Here is a 13,273-nt window from a genome sequence, read left to right as displayed (position 1 = left end):
CGACAGCGCGGCCCGTCCGCTCAGCCCGGCTGGGCGGCGCGCCGGCCGCGGCGGCTCTCCGGCGCCGGCCCGGAGCTCCTATCAGGCAAGCCGCCGCCCGGGGCGCTGCCCTGCGTGCCGTCCCCCGGCGTGCCGTCTCCTGGCAAGCTGCCGTGAGCCAAAGCGCTCCCGCGCATGACGGCGGCGGGCCGGCCGGCGTCGTCGTCCGCCGTGGTTCGGGTGCCCTTGTGACCGGTGGCTTTCACGACGAGGACCGCGATCAGCGTGGTGACCGGAATGGCCAGGACCAGGCCGATGGAGCCGACGAGCGTGCGGATCACTTCCTCGGAGAGTTCGGCGCTGGTGAGCGCGTCGCCCAGCGGCCGTTCGTAGAGCATGACGATGATCAGGATGGGCAGCGCAGCCCCGGCGTAGGCGAACGCGATGGTATATACGGTCGAGGCTATATGGTCCCGGCCGATCCGCATGGCGGAGCTGAAGAGCTGCCGCGCGGAGGTCCCGGGTGCGAGCTCCCAGAGCTCCCACACCGCGGAGGACTGGGTGATCGTGACGTCGTTGAGCACGCCGAGCCCGGAAATAATGAGCCCGCACAGGATGATCCCGGAGATGGAGATGTGATCCGAGACGTTGGCCAGGGTGGCGGCGTCGTGGTTGCCGACGCCGGCCAGGTTGGCTGCGTCGGTGGCCCACGCGGCCAGGGCGGCGGTGATGCCGAGGCCGAACATGGTGCCCAGCAGCGCCGTGGAGGTCCGGGCGGTGAAGCCGTGGGCGAAGTACAGCACGCCGATCATGATCACGGTGGAGCCGACGAGCGCCAGGAGCAGCGGCGGTTTTCCTTCGACCAGGCCTGGAAGGATGAACGAGACGAGCACGGCGTAGGCGCCGGCCAGGCCTATCAGCGCGCGCAGCCCGCGCCAGCGCGCCACGGCGATCACGACGACGGCGTACAGGACGGCGAGCAGGATGATGGGGAGCGTCCGGACGAAGTCAACAAACACATAGGCGGGCGTGCCCTGGGCCGCTGCGCCCTGCGCCTTCGAGAGGTTCAGGTAGCGGATGTTGTCGCCGATTTTGACGCCGTGGGACTTGGCGACGTCGGGGTTGATCACCACCTTGACCGGATTTCCGCCCTTGTCCGGTTCGGTGTAGGCGAAGGTGCACTGCGAGCCCTGCCCGGGCGCGGCCCCCTGCGTGGACTCGGCCGGCGCGCCCGGCGGCGCGGCGGGGTCCATGCAGCTGCCGACGACGACGCGCTGGATCTTGCCGGTGTCGAAGCTGACGCCCGGCGCGGCCGCGTAGGGGCTGGCCAACGTGATCCCTTCCTTGCTGCCAGAAGGCCACAACAGCACCATCGCGGCGATGGTCAGCAGGGTCAGCGGGACCAGGACGGCCGCCAAAAGCCAGTTGGCCTTCCTTCGTGCGGCGAGCGCCCGGGGCGTCGGTTCGGGATGCCCTTGCGGGGTGTGGGAATGTCCGGCGCCCATCAGTAGCTCAACCTCATGCCCAAAACTTTACGGCCTCCGCGCGCGCGGCCGTGACCGGCGGTGCTGCGCCCTCAGGCGCTCGGAGCCCGCCGTTAGGCCGGCACGATGTTCTGGTTCACATGGAAGAGGTTCTGCGGATCGTACTTGGCCTTGACCTCACCCAGCCGCTGGTAGTTGGGCCCGTAGTTTTCCGCCACCCGGGGCAGATCATCGCCGTCCATGAAGTTGATGTAGCCGCCGGGAGCCGAGAACGGGCGCAGTGCCTGGGCATATTCGCGGGTCCAGGCAACGTTCGCGGCGTCGTCCGCCGGATCCTCCCAAAACGTGGCAATGACCGGGGCGAACTTCACATCGCGGTTGGCGAAGGCCGTGTCGGTCGGCTTGACCCGCTGCACCGCGCCGTCGATGGGATAAAGGTGCACGGCGGTGGGGATGGTCGGGATAGAGGTCGCGTGGCTGATGTGGACATCGATGGCGCCGTCGGCGAGCTCCTTCATGAAGTCGGCCTTCCAGTAGCCGCGGAGGCCCTTGGGCAGCATGGCGTCGAAAGCCTGGTTCAAGGCCGGGTAAGGCATCGGCCCCACCATGGAACCGGCCACCGGCGCGACGTCGAGGAACGGCTGCCAGCGCGCCGGTCCTGCCGCCTGATCCCCGGTCCACATCCCCACTACGACGCACACCGGCTTTCCGTGCCACTCAGCCGGCAGGAACGGCACCGGCGGTCCCAGCGCGAAGGCAAGGAAGGCGCCGAACTCCTCCGGGGCCTCCGCCAGATAGTCCCGGTAAAACTTCGACACGGTCGCCGCGTGCTCAAGCGGGTAGACCACAATGCCGGCATGGACCATGTCCACGGGATGCAACTGGAATTCCAGCGAGGTCACGACGCCGAAGTTCCCCCCGCCGCCGCGCAGCGCCCAGAAAAGATCATCATTGTGGCTTGCACTGGCCGTGAGGAACTTGCCATCCGCGGTGACGACGTCGGCCGAGAGCAGGTTGTCGCAGCTGAGCCCGTATTTCCGGTCCAGATATCCAATGCCCCCGCCCAGGGTCAGCCCGGCCACTCCGGTGGTGCCGACGATGCCGCCGGTGGTCGCGAGCCCGAAGGCATGCGTGGCATGGTTGAAGTCGGCCCACGTTGCGCCCGCCTCGGACCGCGCGCGTTTTTTCGCGGGGTCCACCCGGACGCCGGTGGTGTTGGCAAAATCGATGACCAGGGCGTTGTCCCAGGTCCCGAATCCCGGGGCGCTGTGCCCGCCGCCGCGGATCGCCAGATCAATGGCGTTTCCCGGGCAAAATTGACGCAGGCGACGACGTCAGCGACCTGGGACACCTTGACCACTGCCGCCGGTTTCTTGTCGATCATGCCGTTGTGCACCGCCCGGGCGGTGTCGTAGTCGGCGTCCCCCGGTGTGGAGATCTGCCCTCGGATCTGGTCCCGCAGGGTGTCAAAAACTGTTCCGTTCATTTTCTGCACCGTCGATTTCGTCGCGATTTCCGACCCGGACGGTGGTGTGATCCCAGCCGGCATGGCGCCAGGAGGTTTACGAGCACTAGTGATACTCCTCCGCACCCGCCCCGTCAAGGGGGCCGGGACAGGTGCCTTGCGCGTCCGCGGCATTACCCGGGCAACGGCCCCATCTTTCCCGGGCACCGCACCGAATGTTCTGTAAGCATGTCAACCGGGCGCCGGTTGGCGTGCCTGCTCCCGCGGGCCACTTGAACTGCAGACAGAGCGCCCTAAGGTTGGAAATAACGAACGATGTGGAGGACCCGAACGTGGCCAGACGCAAGACAGACGACCGGGAGCACGCCGGGGCCGGCCCTGCCGCCCGGGCGGAGCTAAGCATCGCGGATCCGGCCGGTCCGACGCGCGGCGTCGCCCTGGTGCTGCATGGCGGACGCGCCGACGGCTTTCAGGAGGTCCGCTCCCGGCATCTCAGCCCGGCCCGGATGCTTCCCTTCGCCCAGGCGCTGCGAAACGAGGGCGGCCCGCACGGCCTGGCCGTGTGGACCCTCCGGAACCGCTACCGGGGCTGGAACGGGCCGGATATGTCCCCGGTCCAGGACGCCCGCTGGGCATTGTCCCAGATCAGCCGCGAGCACCCCGGCGTACCCGTCTACCTGCTGGGCCACTCGATGGGCGGCCTGACGGCGCTGTGCGTTGCGGATGACCCGCAGGTGGAGGCCGTCGTCGCACTGGCCCCGTGGCTGAACGCAGCAACCCCGGTGGACCCCGTCGCCGGACGCCGGGTCCTGATTGTGCACGGCAGCCAGGACCGCTGGACCAACCCCAAAAACTCTCTGGCCTACGCGCGGCGTGCCGAAGGCGTGGCGGCGTCCGTTGACTACATCTCTCTCACGGGCGCCGGCCACTTCATGTTCCACCGGGTCCGGCTCTGGAACGCGCTGGCGAACGGCTTCATCCTCGATGCCTACGGCAGCAGGGCCGGCACCGAACTCCCCGGCACCGACACCCTCCGCCAGGTCCTGCCTGCAGCGGCCGGGCTCCCGGTGGTGCTGTGATGCCGGCCTTCCCATTAGGTGATTTCCCATTAGTAGACTTTCTGGCCAGCCTGCCTTGGGTGGCCCTCGGCCTGCTGGCCCTGCTGGCCGTGACGTTCGCCGTCGCCGTGCGGCAGAGCCGCCACTCGGTCATCGACACCGTGTGGGGCCTGGGCTTCGTGGTGGCCGCTGCAGTCTCGTGGCTGCTGTCCGCGGGCCACGGCGACGCCGGCCGGCGCCTGCTGCTGTTGGCCCTCGTGGCCGCCTGGGGCGTCCGGCTGGCCGTGCACATCGGTGTCCGCGCCCGCGGGGCCCATGAGGACCCGCGCTACGTGGACATGCTCTCCTCGGCCCCCGGTTCCCGGAACACCTACGCGCTGCGCCGCGTGTACCTGCCGCAGGGCCTCGTGATGTTCTTCGTCTCACTCACCATCCAGGTCGGCATGTTCAGCACCGGCGCCCTGGGCTGGCTGGCGCTGCTGGGGGTTCTGCTGTGGATTGTCGGCTTCGTCTTCGAAACGGTCGGCGACTGGCAGTTGGCCCGGTTCAAGGCGGATCCGGCCAGGCGCGGCACAGTCCTGGACACCGGGCTCTGGCGCTACACCCGGCACCCGAACTACTTCGGGGACGCCGCCATCTGGGCCGGCCTGTTCCTGGTCGCCGCGGACTCCTGGCCCGGGGTACTGACCGTCCTCTCCCCCGCGCTGATGATCTGGACACTGGCCGGCAGGACCGGCAAACCGCTGACCGAGAAGGCCATGTCAGCCCGGCCCGGCTATAAGGAATACGTCGAATCGACCTCGGGCTTCATCCCCCGCCCGCCGCGCCGTCGACAGACGCACCGGCACCACCATGGTCAACAAAAACCCGATCCCCGAAACACCGGCGGACACTGACATGCCGGCCGACGGACGCACCTGGCGGCCCGGGCCCAGCGACCGTTTCTACCGCCAGATCGTCCGGACCGGCCAAGCACTGCGCTGGTTGTTTCAGATCCGGGTCACCGTGACCGGGCAAGAGCACCTCCCGGCGGCGGTTCCGCTCGGCGCCCCACCGGCCCCCACCCCAAGCGGATCGTCCCGGCGCCCCACCCCGGGCACAGGCGCCGTCGTCGCGATCACCCATTTCGGCTATCTCGACTTCGCCTTCGCCGAATTGCTGCTCTGGTCGCACAACAGGGCCCAGATGCGCTTCCTGATCACCCAGGGCGCCGCAGACCACTGGTTCGCCGGGCCGGCCGTCAACGCCGCCGGGCACGTCGTCGTGAGTTACGGCAGCGGCTCCCACGCCTACGACGCCGCCGTGCAAAAACTGCGCGAGGGCGAATACATCGCGATCCTGCCCGAGGCCGGGGTGAGCCGCAGCTTCCGGGTCCGCGAGTGCAAAACCGGCGCCGTGCGGATGGCCGCCGAGGCCGGGGTCCCCATCATCCCGGTTTCGGTTTGGGGCGCGCACCGGATCATGACCCGGCACCACGGCTTCTCCCCGCTCCGCGCCTGGCGGGCTCCGGTCCGCGTGCACGTCGGCGAGCCCTTTACCCCCGGCCCGGGGCTCGACGTTCCGACGGCCACCGAACGGTTGCGCGAGATCCTCCAGCACGGAATCGACGCCGGCATCGCCGACTACCCGCTGAAGCCGGCACCGGGCGCCTGGTGGATGCCGGCGGCGCTCGGCGGCGGGGCACCCACCGAGGAGGAACGCCGTCGGCTCGATGAGGCCGAGGGCCCGCGCCGCGCGCGCAGCCGGCACCGATAAGTCCGGGCGCCGCAAGCCCATCTGACCGGCAGTTGGGTGCCACAGCTAGGCGGGGTCGGAGACGACCAGCGTGTCCGCGCCGGCCTGCCGGGCCTTGCCGGCCGCCAGCAGCGGCTCGACGACGGCGCGCAGGGCCGCCATCGAATCGTCCAGTTCCAGCAGCACCGGGTATTGGTACGCAATCAGCGCCAGCAGGTCCCGGACCGCGGCCCGGGCGTCCACGGCGGACAGCTCCGGCTCGTGTCCGAGGAACACGTCCGAGGGCTGGCCGGCCTTCGTGCCGTGGCCGCGGCTTCCGTCCGCAGGTTCGCCCAGTTCGGGGCCGCCCTGGGCGTAGCTGACCGCGAACGCCTGCAGCCGCCCCTTCTTGCTCGCCGGCACGCCCGCACCGAAGGCGCTGGCCTTGGGCGCACGCAGGACGATCGCGCCGTGGGCGCCGCTGAGCTCATCCAGGAACAGCCGCTGCACGGCGGCGATACTGAGCTCGCCGGGGCTGTCCCAGTCGTGCACGGCCGTGTAATACCGGCCCACGACGCCGCTGAGCTCCACCGAACCGGTGGCAAGGTCCTCCACCTGGTCCGAGGCCGCGGCTTCGGAGCCGTCGCCGAAGACCGGCAGTTTCAGGGCCCCGGGGTCGACGACGACGAGGCGGGAGCGCTGGATCGGGGCCAGGCCGGCGGCCTCGGCGAAGGCCGCTCCGGGCGTGCCCGGCTCGACTTTGGTCCGGAGGCGGGACACTCCCGACGGCGAGTGTTCCGCCTCGTGCCGGAGCATGGCCAGCAGCGTGGAGCCGATGCCGGCGCGGCGGTGGTCCCGGGCGACCTCGACGTAGACCCAGAGGCGTTCCGGGTGCAGTGAGGCCTCGTGGACCACGCCGGCCGCGACGGGGATGGCGGCGCCGTCGACGACGTCCTCCGCCACGATGCAGCGGCGCCACGGGGCGTTGCCCGAGGGCGCCAGGGTGCCGCGGAACTGCCGGGCCTGGTCAGTCTCCGGACCGCCCCACATTTCGAGCAGCGCAAGGTCATCGCCCTCGCACCATTGACGGTATGCAATCGCCATGCTCAGGCGCCGATCAGCCGTGCGGCCAGGTAGCCCTCCACCTTGTCCAGGGAGACGCGTTCCTGGCTCATGGTGTCGCGTTCGCGGATCGTGACGGCCTGGTCCTCCAGCGTGTCGAAGTCCACCGTGATGCAGAACGGCGTACCGATCTCATCCTGCCGGCGGTAGCGGCGGCCGATCGCGCCGGCGTCGTCGAACTCGATGTTCCAGCTTTTGCGCAGCTGGGCGGCGAGGTCCTTGGCCTTCGGGGACAGGTCCTCGTTGCGGCTGAGCGGAAGCACTGCCGCCTTCACCGGGGCCAGGCGGGGATCGAGCTTGAGTACTGTGCGGACATCGACGCCGCCCTTGGCGTTGGGCGCCTCGTCCTCGGTGTAGGCATCGATCATGAACGCCATGAAGGAGCGGGTGAGGCCGGCCGCGGGCTCGATCACATACGGGGTGTAGCGCTCGTTGGTGGCTTGGTTGAAGTAGCTGAGGTCCTGGCCGGAGGCCTTCGAGTGCGTGGCGAGGTCAAAGTCGGTTCGGTTGGCGATGCCCTCGAGCTCGCCCCACTCCGAGCCCTGGAACCCGAAGCGGTATTCGATGTCCGTGGTGCCCTTTGAGTAGTGGCTGAGCTTTTCCAGCGGGTGCTCGAAGAAGCGCAGGTTATCCTCGCGAATGCCCAGGCCGGTGTACCAGGCCATGCGTTCCTTCATCCAGTACTGGTGCCACTGTTCGTCGGTGCCCGGCTCGACGAAGAACTCCATCTCCATCTGCTCGAACTCGCGGGTGCGGAAGATGAAGTTGCCCGGCGTGATCTCGTTACGGAAGGACTTGCCGATCTGGCCGATGCCGAAGGGGGGCTTCCGCCGGGAGGTGGTGAGCACGTTGTTGAAGTTCACGAAAATGCCCTGCGCCGTCTCGGGGCGCAGGTAGTGCAGGCCCTCTTCGCTGGCGACCGGGCCCAGGTACGTCTTGAGCAGGCCGGAGAATTCCTGCGGCTCGGTCCACTGGCCGCGGGTGCCGCAATTGGCGCAGGCGATGTCTATGAGGCCGTTCTCGGCGGGGCGGCCCTTCTTCTCCTCGAACTCTTCCTCGAGGTGGTCCGCGCGATAGCGCTTGTGGCAGGAAAGGCATTCCACCAGCGGGTCGGAGAACACCTCGACGTGGCCGGAGGCTTCCCAGACCTGGCGGGGCAGGATCACAGAGGAGTCCAGCCCGACGACGTCCTCGCGGCCGCGGACCACGGACTGCCACCACTGGCGCTTGATGTTTTCCTTCAGCTCGGCGCCGAGGGGCCCGTAGTCCCAGGCAGAACGGGAGCCACCGTAAATTTCGCCGGCCTGGAAGACGAATCCCCGTCGCTTGGCGAGGGAAATGATCTGGTCGAGTACGGATTTTGCTGCCATGGGAACTCCAATTTCTACAGGGCCGCTGGGTGCGGTCCGCGCTGTCAGCCCCGGGTCACCGGCTGGTTGCCGGGCGGGGTGTTGCAAACGGTGTGATGCAGTGTCCTAGCCTACCCGGGCCGTTACCGCTTGAGGGCTCCGTTGGGCCAGGGCAGGCTGGCCAGGACAATGGCGGCCAGCGTCAGCAGGGTGCCGAGCACGGTGGGCAGCGCCACGCCCGTGCCCGGCGCGGGGAGAGCCAGGTCCAGGCCGAGCGATCCCAGCAGCTGCCCGGCGATCATGCCGAGGCCGGTGATCAGCACGCCCAGGCTGCGCACCAGGAAGGCTGCGACGCCGATGAAGACGCAGCCCATCGGTCCGCCCAGGTAGTACCACCACTCACCGGGAAGCGGATTGCCGGTTCCAGCCACGACCAGCTTGATCAGCCAGGCGACCCAGAGCACGATGCTGCCGGCGATGAAGTTCACCAGCGTGGCGGTGATGGGGCTGCCGTAGTGCACCGTGGCCGTGCCGTTCATGGCCTGCTGAAAGCTCATCAGGAATCCGGCGAGCACAGGGAGCAGCACCGGCACCAGGATATGCAGCGGGTCCGCCCCCGAAGCGCCCGTGGCGCCGAAGCGCGGCGACACGGCCCAGGCGACGGCGGCGACGGTGAGCACGCTGCCGAGCACCCGGATGCCGGTGATGGGTCTCCTGCCCGCCGGGCCAATCCCCATCCGGTCCACCAGCAGCCCGCTCAGGGTTTGCCCCGTGATGGCGGCGACGGTGAACAGGGCGACGCCGAGCAGCCCCACGGTGAAGGACTGGGCGAACACGAAGTACGCGCCGATGCCGCCGGCGAGCGCGTAATAGCGTGGGAACCGGCGTTCCCGCAGCGTGGGAAGGACCTCGGCCAGCCCGGCACGGCCTTTGGGAAGGAGCAGCGAGACGACGACCATCAGGACCAGGCCGGTGCTGAAGCTGACCACCGCGGCGGCGAGGCCATCGGCCAGGGCCGTTCCCAGGGCGCCGTTGATCCGGCCCTGGGCGGGGACGAAAAGTCCCGCCGCAACGGCAAGGAGAAGGCCGGGAAGCAGTGGAAGCCGGGGTGAATGAGTCATTGATGCCACCTTTGGTCAGGCATTATTGCTGGTATGAACAACCCGGAAATTGAAGACATCTCCATCCGCGACGACATGATCCGGCTGGGCCAGCTGCTGAAACTGGCCAGCCTGGTCGAGGACGGTGTGGAAGCTGCGGAACTGGTCAGGAACGGTCTGGTCAAGGTCAACGGCCAGATCGATGACCGCCGCGGGCGCCAGCTCCACCACGGCGACACCGTCACCGTGAACGGCCGGACAGTCCGGATCGTGACACCGGCCGAAGGCTAACAGCGGCATACCAGCGGGAATTGGGCGCCGCCGTCGTGCCGTCCCGGATTATTTGCTGAGCACCTCGTGGCTGAGGAATTCACCCACGTGGCCGATCTCCTGTTCGTTGATGCCGTGCCACATACCGGCGTAAAGCACCTTGGTGAGCTTAACGTGCTGGCGCACCCAGCCCATGGTGAACTCGATCTTGTCCGGCGTGATCACGGGGTCCTGCTGGTCCCGACCCCAGAACATCGGCACGGTGCCGTCCAGTTCCGAGTCGCGGAAGCCCGGATCGCCGCCGGCGTCTACGGCAAAGCCGGAGAGCCCGACGACGGCGGCGTAGCCGTCCGGCCGCTGCCGCAGCAGCGTCGTGGCCATCGCCATGCCCATCGAGAACCCGAGCAGGGTCACCGACGGGTGGTTGGCCCGGACCGAGTCGATCCAGTCCTGTGCGTAGGCCGCGGCGTGCTTGACGGCATCGAGCGAATAGTCAATGGTGGCCGTCAGCGGGAACCAGGTGAAGCCCGGACCGGAGACGAGCGGGGCACGCAACGAGGCCACAACGAACTCCGCGGGCAGCATGTCAGCCAGGCTCAACAGATCTAGTTCGTTGGCGCCGTAGCCGTGCAGCAGCACCAGCAGGGGCCTGCCGGCGCGGGCTTCTTCCGGCCGGGACCACTGGACGACGGGAGCGGGAAAGGCGGCGGGGAAAGGAGCGGCTTCAGTCATGGCTCCATTCTTACAGTTACCTGTGGGTCGCAAGTGGCGCTGGCGCAGCTTTGGCACCGGAGCGCAGGATATGTAGGTGAGCGAAACCGAAGCCTTACCGAATTTTCCGGACCTGACCGTCAACCACCCGTGGACACGCTATGTGGCGATGGGCGACTCCTTCACGGAAGGCATCGGCGATCCCGAGCCTGCCAGCCCGGGCGGCCACCGAGGCTGGGCGGACCGGGTGGCGGAGGAACTGAGCCGGGGGCACGACGATTTTGCCTACGCCAACCTCGCTGTCCGGGGCCGGCTCCTGCAGCAGATCGTGGACCAGCAGTTGGCCCACTGCCTGTCCCTGAAGCCGGATCTTGTCACCCTGTCAGCGGGCGGGAACGATCTGATCCGGCCCGGCGGTGACCCCGACGTCCTGGCCGAGCGGCTGGACTCGGTGGTGCAGATCCTGAGTCTGGGCGGCGCCACCGTGGTCTTGTTCAACGGACCGGATACCGGGTCCACCGTGCTGGGCCGGATCCGCAGCAAGGTGGCGATCTACAACGAGAACCTGCGCACCGTGGCGGCCCGGCACGACGCGGTCATTGCGGACATGTGGTCCCTTCGGCAGCTCAACGACCCGCAGATGTGGGATGCGGACCGGTTGCATTTTTCGCCGCTGGGCCACCACACCATCGCCGCCATGGTGCTGGATTCACTGAACGTGCAGCACACCCTGGAGCCCCTGTCCCCCAAACCGCTGCCGCAGCGCAGCTGGCGGGAAGCGCGGACGGGGGACCTCATCTGGGCCCGCGAGCACTTCGTCCCGTGGGTGGTCCGCCGGCTCCGGCACCGCTCCTCCGGCGACGGCATCACGGCCAAGCGCCCGCTGGCCGGCCCGGTTTTCGGCCCCGGGGTGCCGCTCGGTTCAGGCGAGGGCCCTCCCGGCGCCGAGGATGTCCTGCGGCCCTGAGCGGCCCGACGCCCGGCGGGGCACTCCGCGCCCAGCCAGCGCGTTAAGCTGAAGGACCACTCCTGAAAGGTTCGGTGCCGTGTTCTCCTTCTTTGGACTCGCCATCCTGGCGGCAATCATCATGTTCGGGGTGCGCCGGTACAACGCGAGCAACCGCGGGCAGAACGGCAACGGTTCCGGCAGCTTCCCCGGCCAGCAGAACAACCAGCCGCGGGACGGTTTTACCCAGCGGGACTACTACGGCGGATTCGGCCAGCTCGGCGCCCCGCAGCCACCGGCCAAGCACGAGTTCCCGGTTCCCTACGAGGACAGTCCGGAGTACCTGAACAACCCGCCGCAAACCGGGCCGCATGCTGCGCCGCGGGCACATTACCAGCAGCCCCCGGCGCAGCCCCGTCCTCCTACCGCTCCGCCGGTGCCGTCGTCGTCGGGATCCCAGGGTTACCGCGCGCGCAAGCTCGCCGAGCTGGACCAGAAGTACAGCAACGGCGAGCTTGCCATGGAGGATTACATGGCCCAGCGCGCGGAGATCATGAAGGGCTGAGCCCCCGTCCCCTAGTCGACCTGCGGGAAGCCCAGGTCGATCACCGACGTGGACGGATCCGGCCAGCGGGTCGTGACGACCTTGCCACGGGTGTAGAAACGGATGCTTTCCGGACCGTACATGTGCGTGTCACCGAAGAGCGAGTTCTTCCAGCCGCCGAAGGAGAAGGTCCCTACCGGCACCGGGATCGGCACGTTGACGCCTACCATGCCGGCTTCGACGTCGAACTCGAACTGCCGCGCGGCGCCGCCGTCGCGGGTGAAGATCGCCACGCCGTTGCCGAACTCGTTGTCGTTCACGAGCTTGACCGCGTCGGCGTAGCTCTCGACGCGGACCACCGAGAGTACGGGGCCGAAGATCTCGTCGTCGTAGACCTTCATGCCGGGCTTGACGTGGTCGATCAGGCTGACGCCGATGAAGAAGCCGTTGGAGTCGAACTTCTGGTCCCGGCCGTCCACCACCACGGAAGCGCCTTCGTCCGCGGCGCCGGCCACGTAAGAGGCCACCTTGGCGCGGTGCTCGGCGGTGATCAGCGGGCCCATCTGGGAGGCCGGGTCCGTGCCGGGACCGATCTTGAGCGTGGCCATCCGGGTTGTGATCGCTTCTACTAGTTCGTCCGCGATGTTTCCCACGGCGACCAGGACGCTGACGGCCATGCAGCGCTCTCCCGCGGAGCCGTAGGCGGCCGAAACGGCGGCGTCGGCGGCCATGTTCAGGTCCGCGTCCGGGAGCACCACCATATGGTTCTTGGCCCCGCCCAGGGCCTGGACACGCTTGCCCTGGTCGGCGGCACGCTTGTAAATGGACTGGGCGATCGGCGTCGAGCCGACAAAGCTGACGGCCTTCACATCCGGGTGTTCAAGCAGCACGTCGACGGCTTCCTTGTCGCCGTGCACCACGTTGAGAACACCGGCGGGCAGGCCGGCTTCGGCGAAGACCTGCGCGATGAAGAGTGCCGAGGACGGGTCCTTTTCGCTTGGCTTGAGCAACACGGTGTTGCCGCAGGCCAGAGCGCTGCCAATCATCCACAGCGGCACCATGGCCGGGAAGTTGAACGGCGTGATGCAGGCGACGACGCCGACCGGCTGGCGGACGGAGTGGACGTCCACACCGCCGGATACCTGCTCGGAGCGTTCCCCCTTGAGCGCGTGGGACAGGCCGGTGGCGAATTCGATGTTCTCCAGGCCGCGGGTGATCTCACCCTCGGCATCGGAGAGGACCTTGCCGTGCTCGCTGGTCAACACGGCAGCCAGTTCGGGCCGGCGCTGGAGGAGCAATTCGCGGACCCGGAAGAAAATGGTGGTTCGCTTGGCGAGGCTCGTGGCGCGCCAGCCTGGCAAGGCGGCACGGGCAGCGGCGATGGCTTCCTCGACCCGGGCTGCGGAGGCAAGGGCGACTTCCTTTTCCTGCTCTCCGGTGGCGGGGTTGAAGACGGGGCCGTAGCGCTCGGCGTCGGAGATGAGGGCGCCGTTGATGAAGTGCGGAATGCGTTCCATGGGAGGGTCTCTTTC

13 protein-coding genes are annotated in these 13,273 nt (G+C 68.4%); 6 read left to right on the top strand and 7 right to left on the bottom strand.

Going from position 1 to position 13,273, the window contains the following annotated elements:
• Positions 1 to 20 precede the first annotated feature (20 nt).
• Positions 21 to 1,484, bottom strand: a complete 1,464-nt coding sequence (locus ABIB14_RS03925; protein ID WP_354234203.1) for a YibE/F family protein — start codon at positions 1,482 to 1,484, stop codon at positions 21 to 23.
• A gap of 92 nt (positions 1,485 to 1,576) precedes the next feature.
• The gene (locus ABIB14_RS03920; RefSeq protein WP_354234430.1) at positions 1,577 to 2,749 is read right to left on the bottom strand and encodes an FAD-binding oxidoreductase; all 1,173 of its coding nucleotides are present in this window, start codon (positions 2,747 to 2,749) and stop codon (positions 1,577 to 1,579) included.
• Between the two features lie 511 nt (positions 2,750 to 3,260).
• Here ABIB14_RS03920 and ABIB14_RS03915 point away from each other — a divergent pair.
• Genes ABIB14_RS03915 through ABIB14_RS03905 form a run of 3 tightly spaced genes read left to right on the top strand, consistent with a single transcriptional unit; the run spans position 3,261 to position 5,741 of the window.
• Positions 3,261 to 4,007 carry an alpha/beta hydrolase gene (locus ABIB14_RS03915; RefSeq protein ID WP_354234202.1) on the top strand — a complete coding sequence of 249 codons (747 nt, stop codon included), beginning with the start codon at positions 3,261 to 3,263 and terminating at the stop codon, positions 4,005 to 4,007.
• Positions 4,007 to 4,882: a DUF1295 domain-containing protein gene (locus tag ABIB14_RS03910; RefSeq protein ID WP_354234201.1), complete on the top strand. Its 876-nt coding sequence runs from the start codon at positions 4,007 to 4,009 to the stop codon at positions 4,880 to 4,882. The genes ABIB14_RS03915 and ABIB14_RS03910 overlap by 1 nt, the downstream gene beginning before the upstream one ends.
• A 1-nt stretch (position 4,883) precedes the next feature.
• Positions 4,884 to 5,741 (top strand): lysophospholipid acyltransferase family protein, encoded by an 858-nt coding sequence (locus ABIB14_RS03905; protein ID WP_354234428.1) that lies wholly within the window; start codon positions 4,884 to 4,886, stop codon positions 5,739 to 5,741.
• 45 nt (positions 5,742 to 5,786) lie between these two features.
• On the opposite strand, the gene ABIB14_RS03900 is transcribed toward ABIB14_RS03905, so the two are convergent.
• The 3 genes from ABIB14_RS03900 to ABIB14_RS03890 all read right to left on the bottom strand — a co-directional run bounded on the left by ABIB14_RS03900 (position 5,787) and on the right by ABIB14_RS03890 (position 9,291).
• The gene (locus ABIB14_RS03900; protein WP_354234200.1) at positions 5,787 to 6,803 is read right to left on the bottom strand and encodes a GNAT family N-acetyltransferase; all 1,017 of its coding nucleotides are present in this window, start codon (positions 6,801 to 6,803) and stop codon (positions 5,787 to 5,789) included.
• Between the two features lie 2 nt (positions 6,804 to 6,805).
• Positions 6,806 to 8,191 carry a glycine--tRNA ligase gene (locus ABIB14_RS03895; RefSeq protein WP_354234199.1) on the bottom strand — a complete coding sequence of 462 codons (1,386 nt, stop codon included), beginning with the start codon at positions 8,189 to 8,191 and terminating at the stop codon, positions 6,806 to 6,808.
• Positions 8,192 to 8,313: 122 nt separating this feature from the next.
• Positions 8,314 to 9,291, bottom strand: coding sequence for a DMT family transporter (locus ABIB14_RS03890; RefSeq protein WP_354234198.1), 978 nt, complete (start codon positions 9,289 to 9,291; stop codon positions 8,314 to 8,316).
• Between the two features lie 33 nt (positions 9,292 to 9,324).
• Here ABIB14_RS03890 and ABIB14_RS03885 point away from each other — a divergent pair, with 33 nt between their 5' ends.
• Positions 9,325 to 9,561: an RNA-binding S4 domain-containing protein gene (locus tag ABIB14_RS03885; protein ID WP_354234197.1), complete on the top strand. Its 237-nt coding sequence runs from the start codon at positions 9,325 to 9,327 to the stop codon at positions 9,559 to 9,561.
• 48 nt (positions 9,562 to 9,609) lie between these two features.
• Here ABIB14_RS03885 and ABIB14_RS03880 read toward each other — a convergent pair whose 3' ends face one another.
• Positions 9,610 to 10,272, bottom strand: coding sequence for an alpha/beta hydrolase (locus ABIB14_RS03880; RefSeq protein ID WP_354234196.1), 663 nt, complete (start codon positions 10,270 to 10,272; stop codon positions 9,610 to 9,612).
• A gap of 148 nt (positions 10,273 to 10,420) precedes the next feature.
• Between ABIB14_RS03880 and ABIB14_RS03875 the strand changes: the two genes are divergently transcribed.
• Together ABIB14_RS03875 and ABIB14_RS03870 are read left to right on the top strand one after the other, a co-directional pair.
• On the top strand, positions 10,421 to 11,218 hold the full coding sequence (locus ABIB14_RS03875) for an SGNH/GDSL hydrolase family protein (RefSeq protein ID WP_354234427.1): 798 nt from the start codon (positions 10,421 to 10,423) through the stop codon (positions 11,216 to 11,218).
• Between the two features lie 79 nt (positions 11,219 to 11,297).
• Complete coding sequence (locus ABIB14_RS03870; RefSeq protein WP_354234195.1) at positions 11,298 to 11,762, top strand: hypothetical protein; 465 nt, start codon at positions 11,298 to 11,300, stop codon at positions 11,760 to 11,762.
• A gap of 11 nt (positions 11,763 to 11,773) precedes the next feature.
• On the opposite strand, the gene ABIB14_RS03865 is transcribed toward ABIB14_RS03870, so the two are convergent.
• Positions 11,774 to 13,258, bottom strand: a complete 1,485-nt coding sequence (locus ABIB14_RS03865) for a CoA-acylating methylmalonate-semialdehyde dehydrogenase (RefSeq protein ID WP_354234194.1) — start codon at positions 13,256 to 13,258, stop codon at positions 11,774 to 11,776.
• Positions 13,259 to 13,273 lie beyond the last annotated feature (15 nt).

This window comes from Arthrobacter sp. UYEF3 (genome assembly GCF_040546245.1).
In the GTDB taxonomy this organism is placed as follows: domain Bacteria; phylum Actinomycetota; class Actinomycetes; order Actinomycetales; family Micrococcaceae; genus Arthrobacter.
Note: the sequence above shows the minus strand (reverse complement) of the source record. Positions and strands in the feature narration are given on the sequence as shown.

Coding starts and splice junctions, on each gene's coding strand:
- ABIB14_RS03925 (WP_354234203.1), bottom strand. CDS start 1,484: ATGGGCGCCGGACATTCCCACACCCCGCAAGGGCATCCCGAACCGACG.
- ABIB14_RS03910 (WP_354234201.1), top strand. CDS start 4,007: ATGCCGGCCTTCCCATTAGGTGATTTCCCATTAGTAGACTTTCTGGCC.
- ABIB14_RS03905 (WP_354234428.1), top strand. CDS start 4,884: ATGCCGGCCGACGGACGCACCTGGCGGCCCGGGCCCAGCGACCGTTTC.
- ABIB14_RS03900 (WP_354234200.1), bottom strand. CDS start 6,803: ATGGCGATTGCATACCGTCAATGGTGCGAGGGCGATGACCTTGCGCTG.
- ABIB14_RS03895 (WP_354234199.1), bottom strand. CDS start 8,191: ATGGCAGCAAAATCCGTACTCGACCAGATCATTTCCCTCGCCAAGCGA.
- ABIB14_RS03890 (WP_354234198.1), bottom strand. CDS start 9,291: ATGACTCATTCACCCCGGCTTCCACTGCTTCCCGGCCTTCTCCTTGCC.
- ABIB14_RS03885 (WP_354234197.1), top strand. CDS start 9,325: ATGAACAACCCGGAAATTGAAGACATCTCCATCCGCGACGACATGATC.
- ABIB14_RS03880 (WP_354234196.1), bottom strand. CDS start 10,272: ATGACTGAAGCCGCTCCTTTCCCCGCCGCCTTTCCCGCTCCCGTCGTC.
- ABIB14_RS03875 (WP_354234427.1), top strand. CDS start 10,421: ATGGGCGACTCCTTCACGGAAGGCATCGGCGATCCCGAGCCTGCCAGC.
- ABIB14_RS03865 (WP_354234194.1), bottom strand. CDS start 13,258: ATGGAACGCATTCCGCACTTCATCAACGGCGCCCTCATCTCCGACGCC.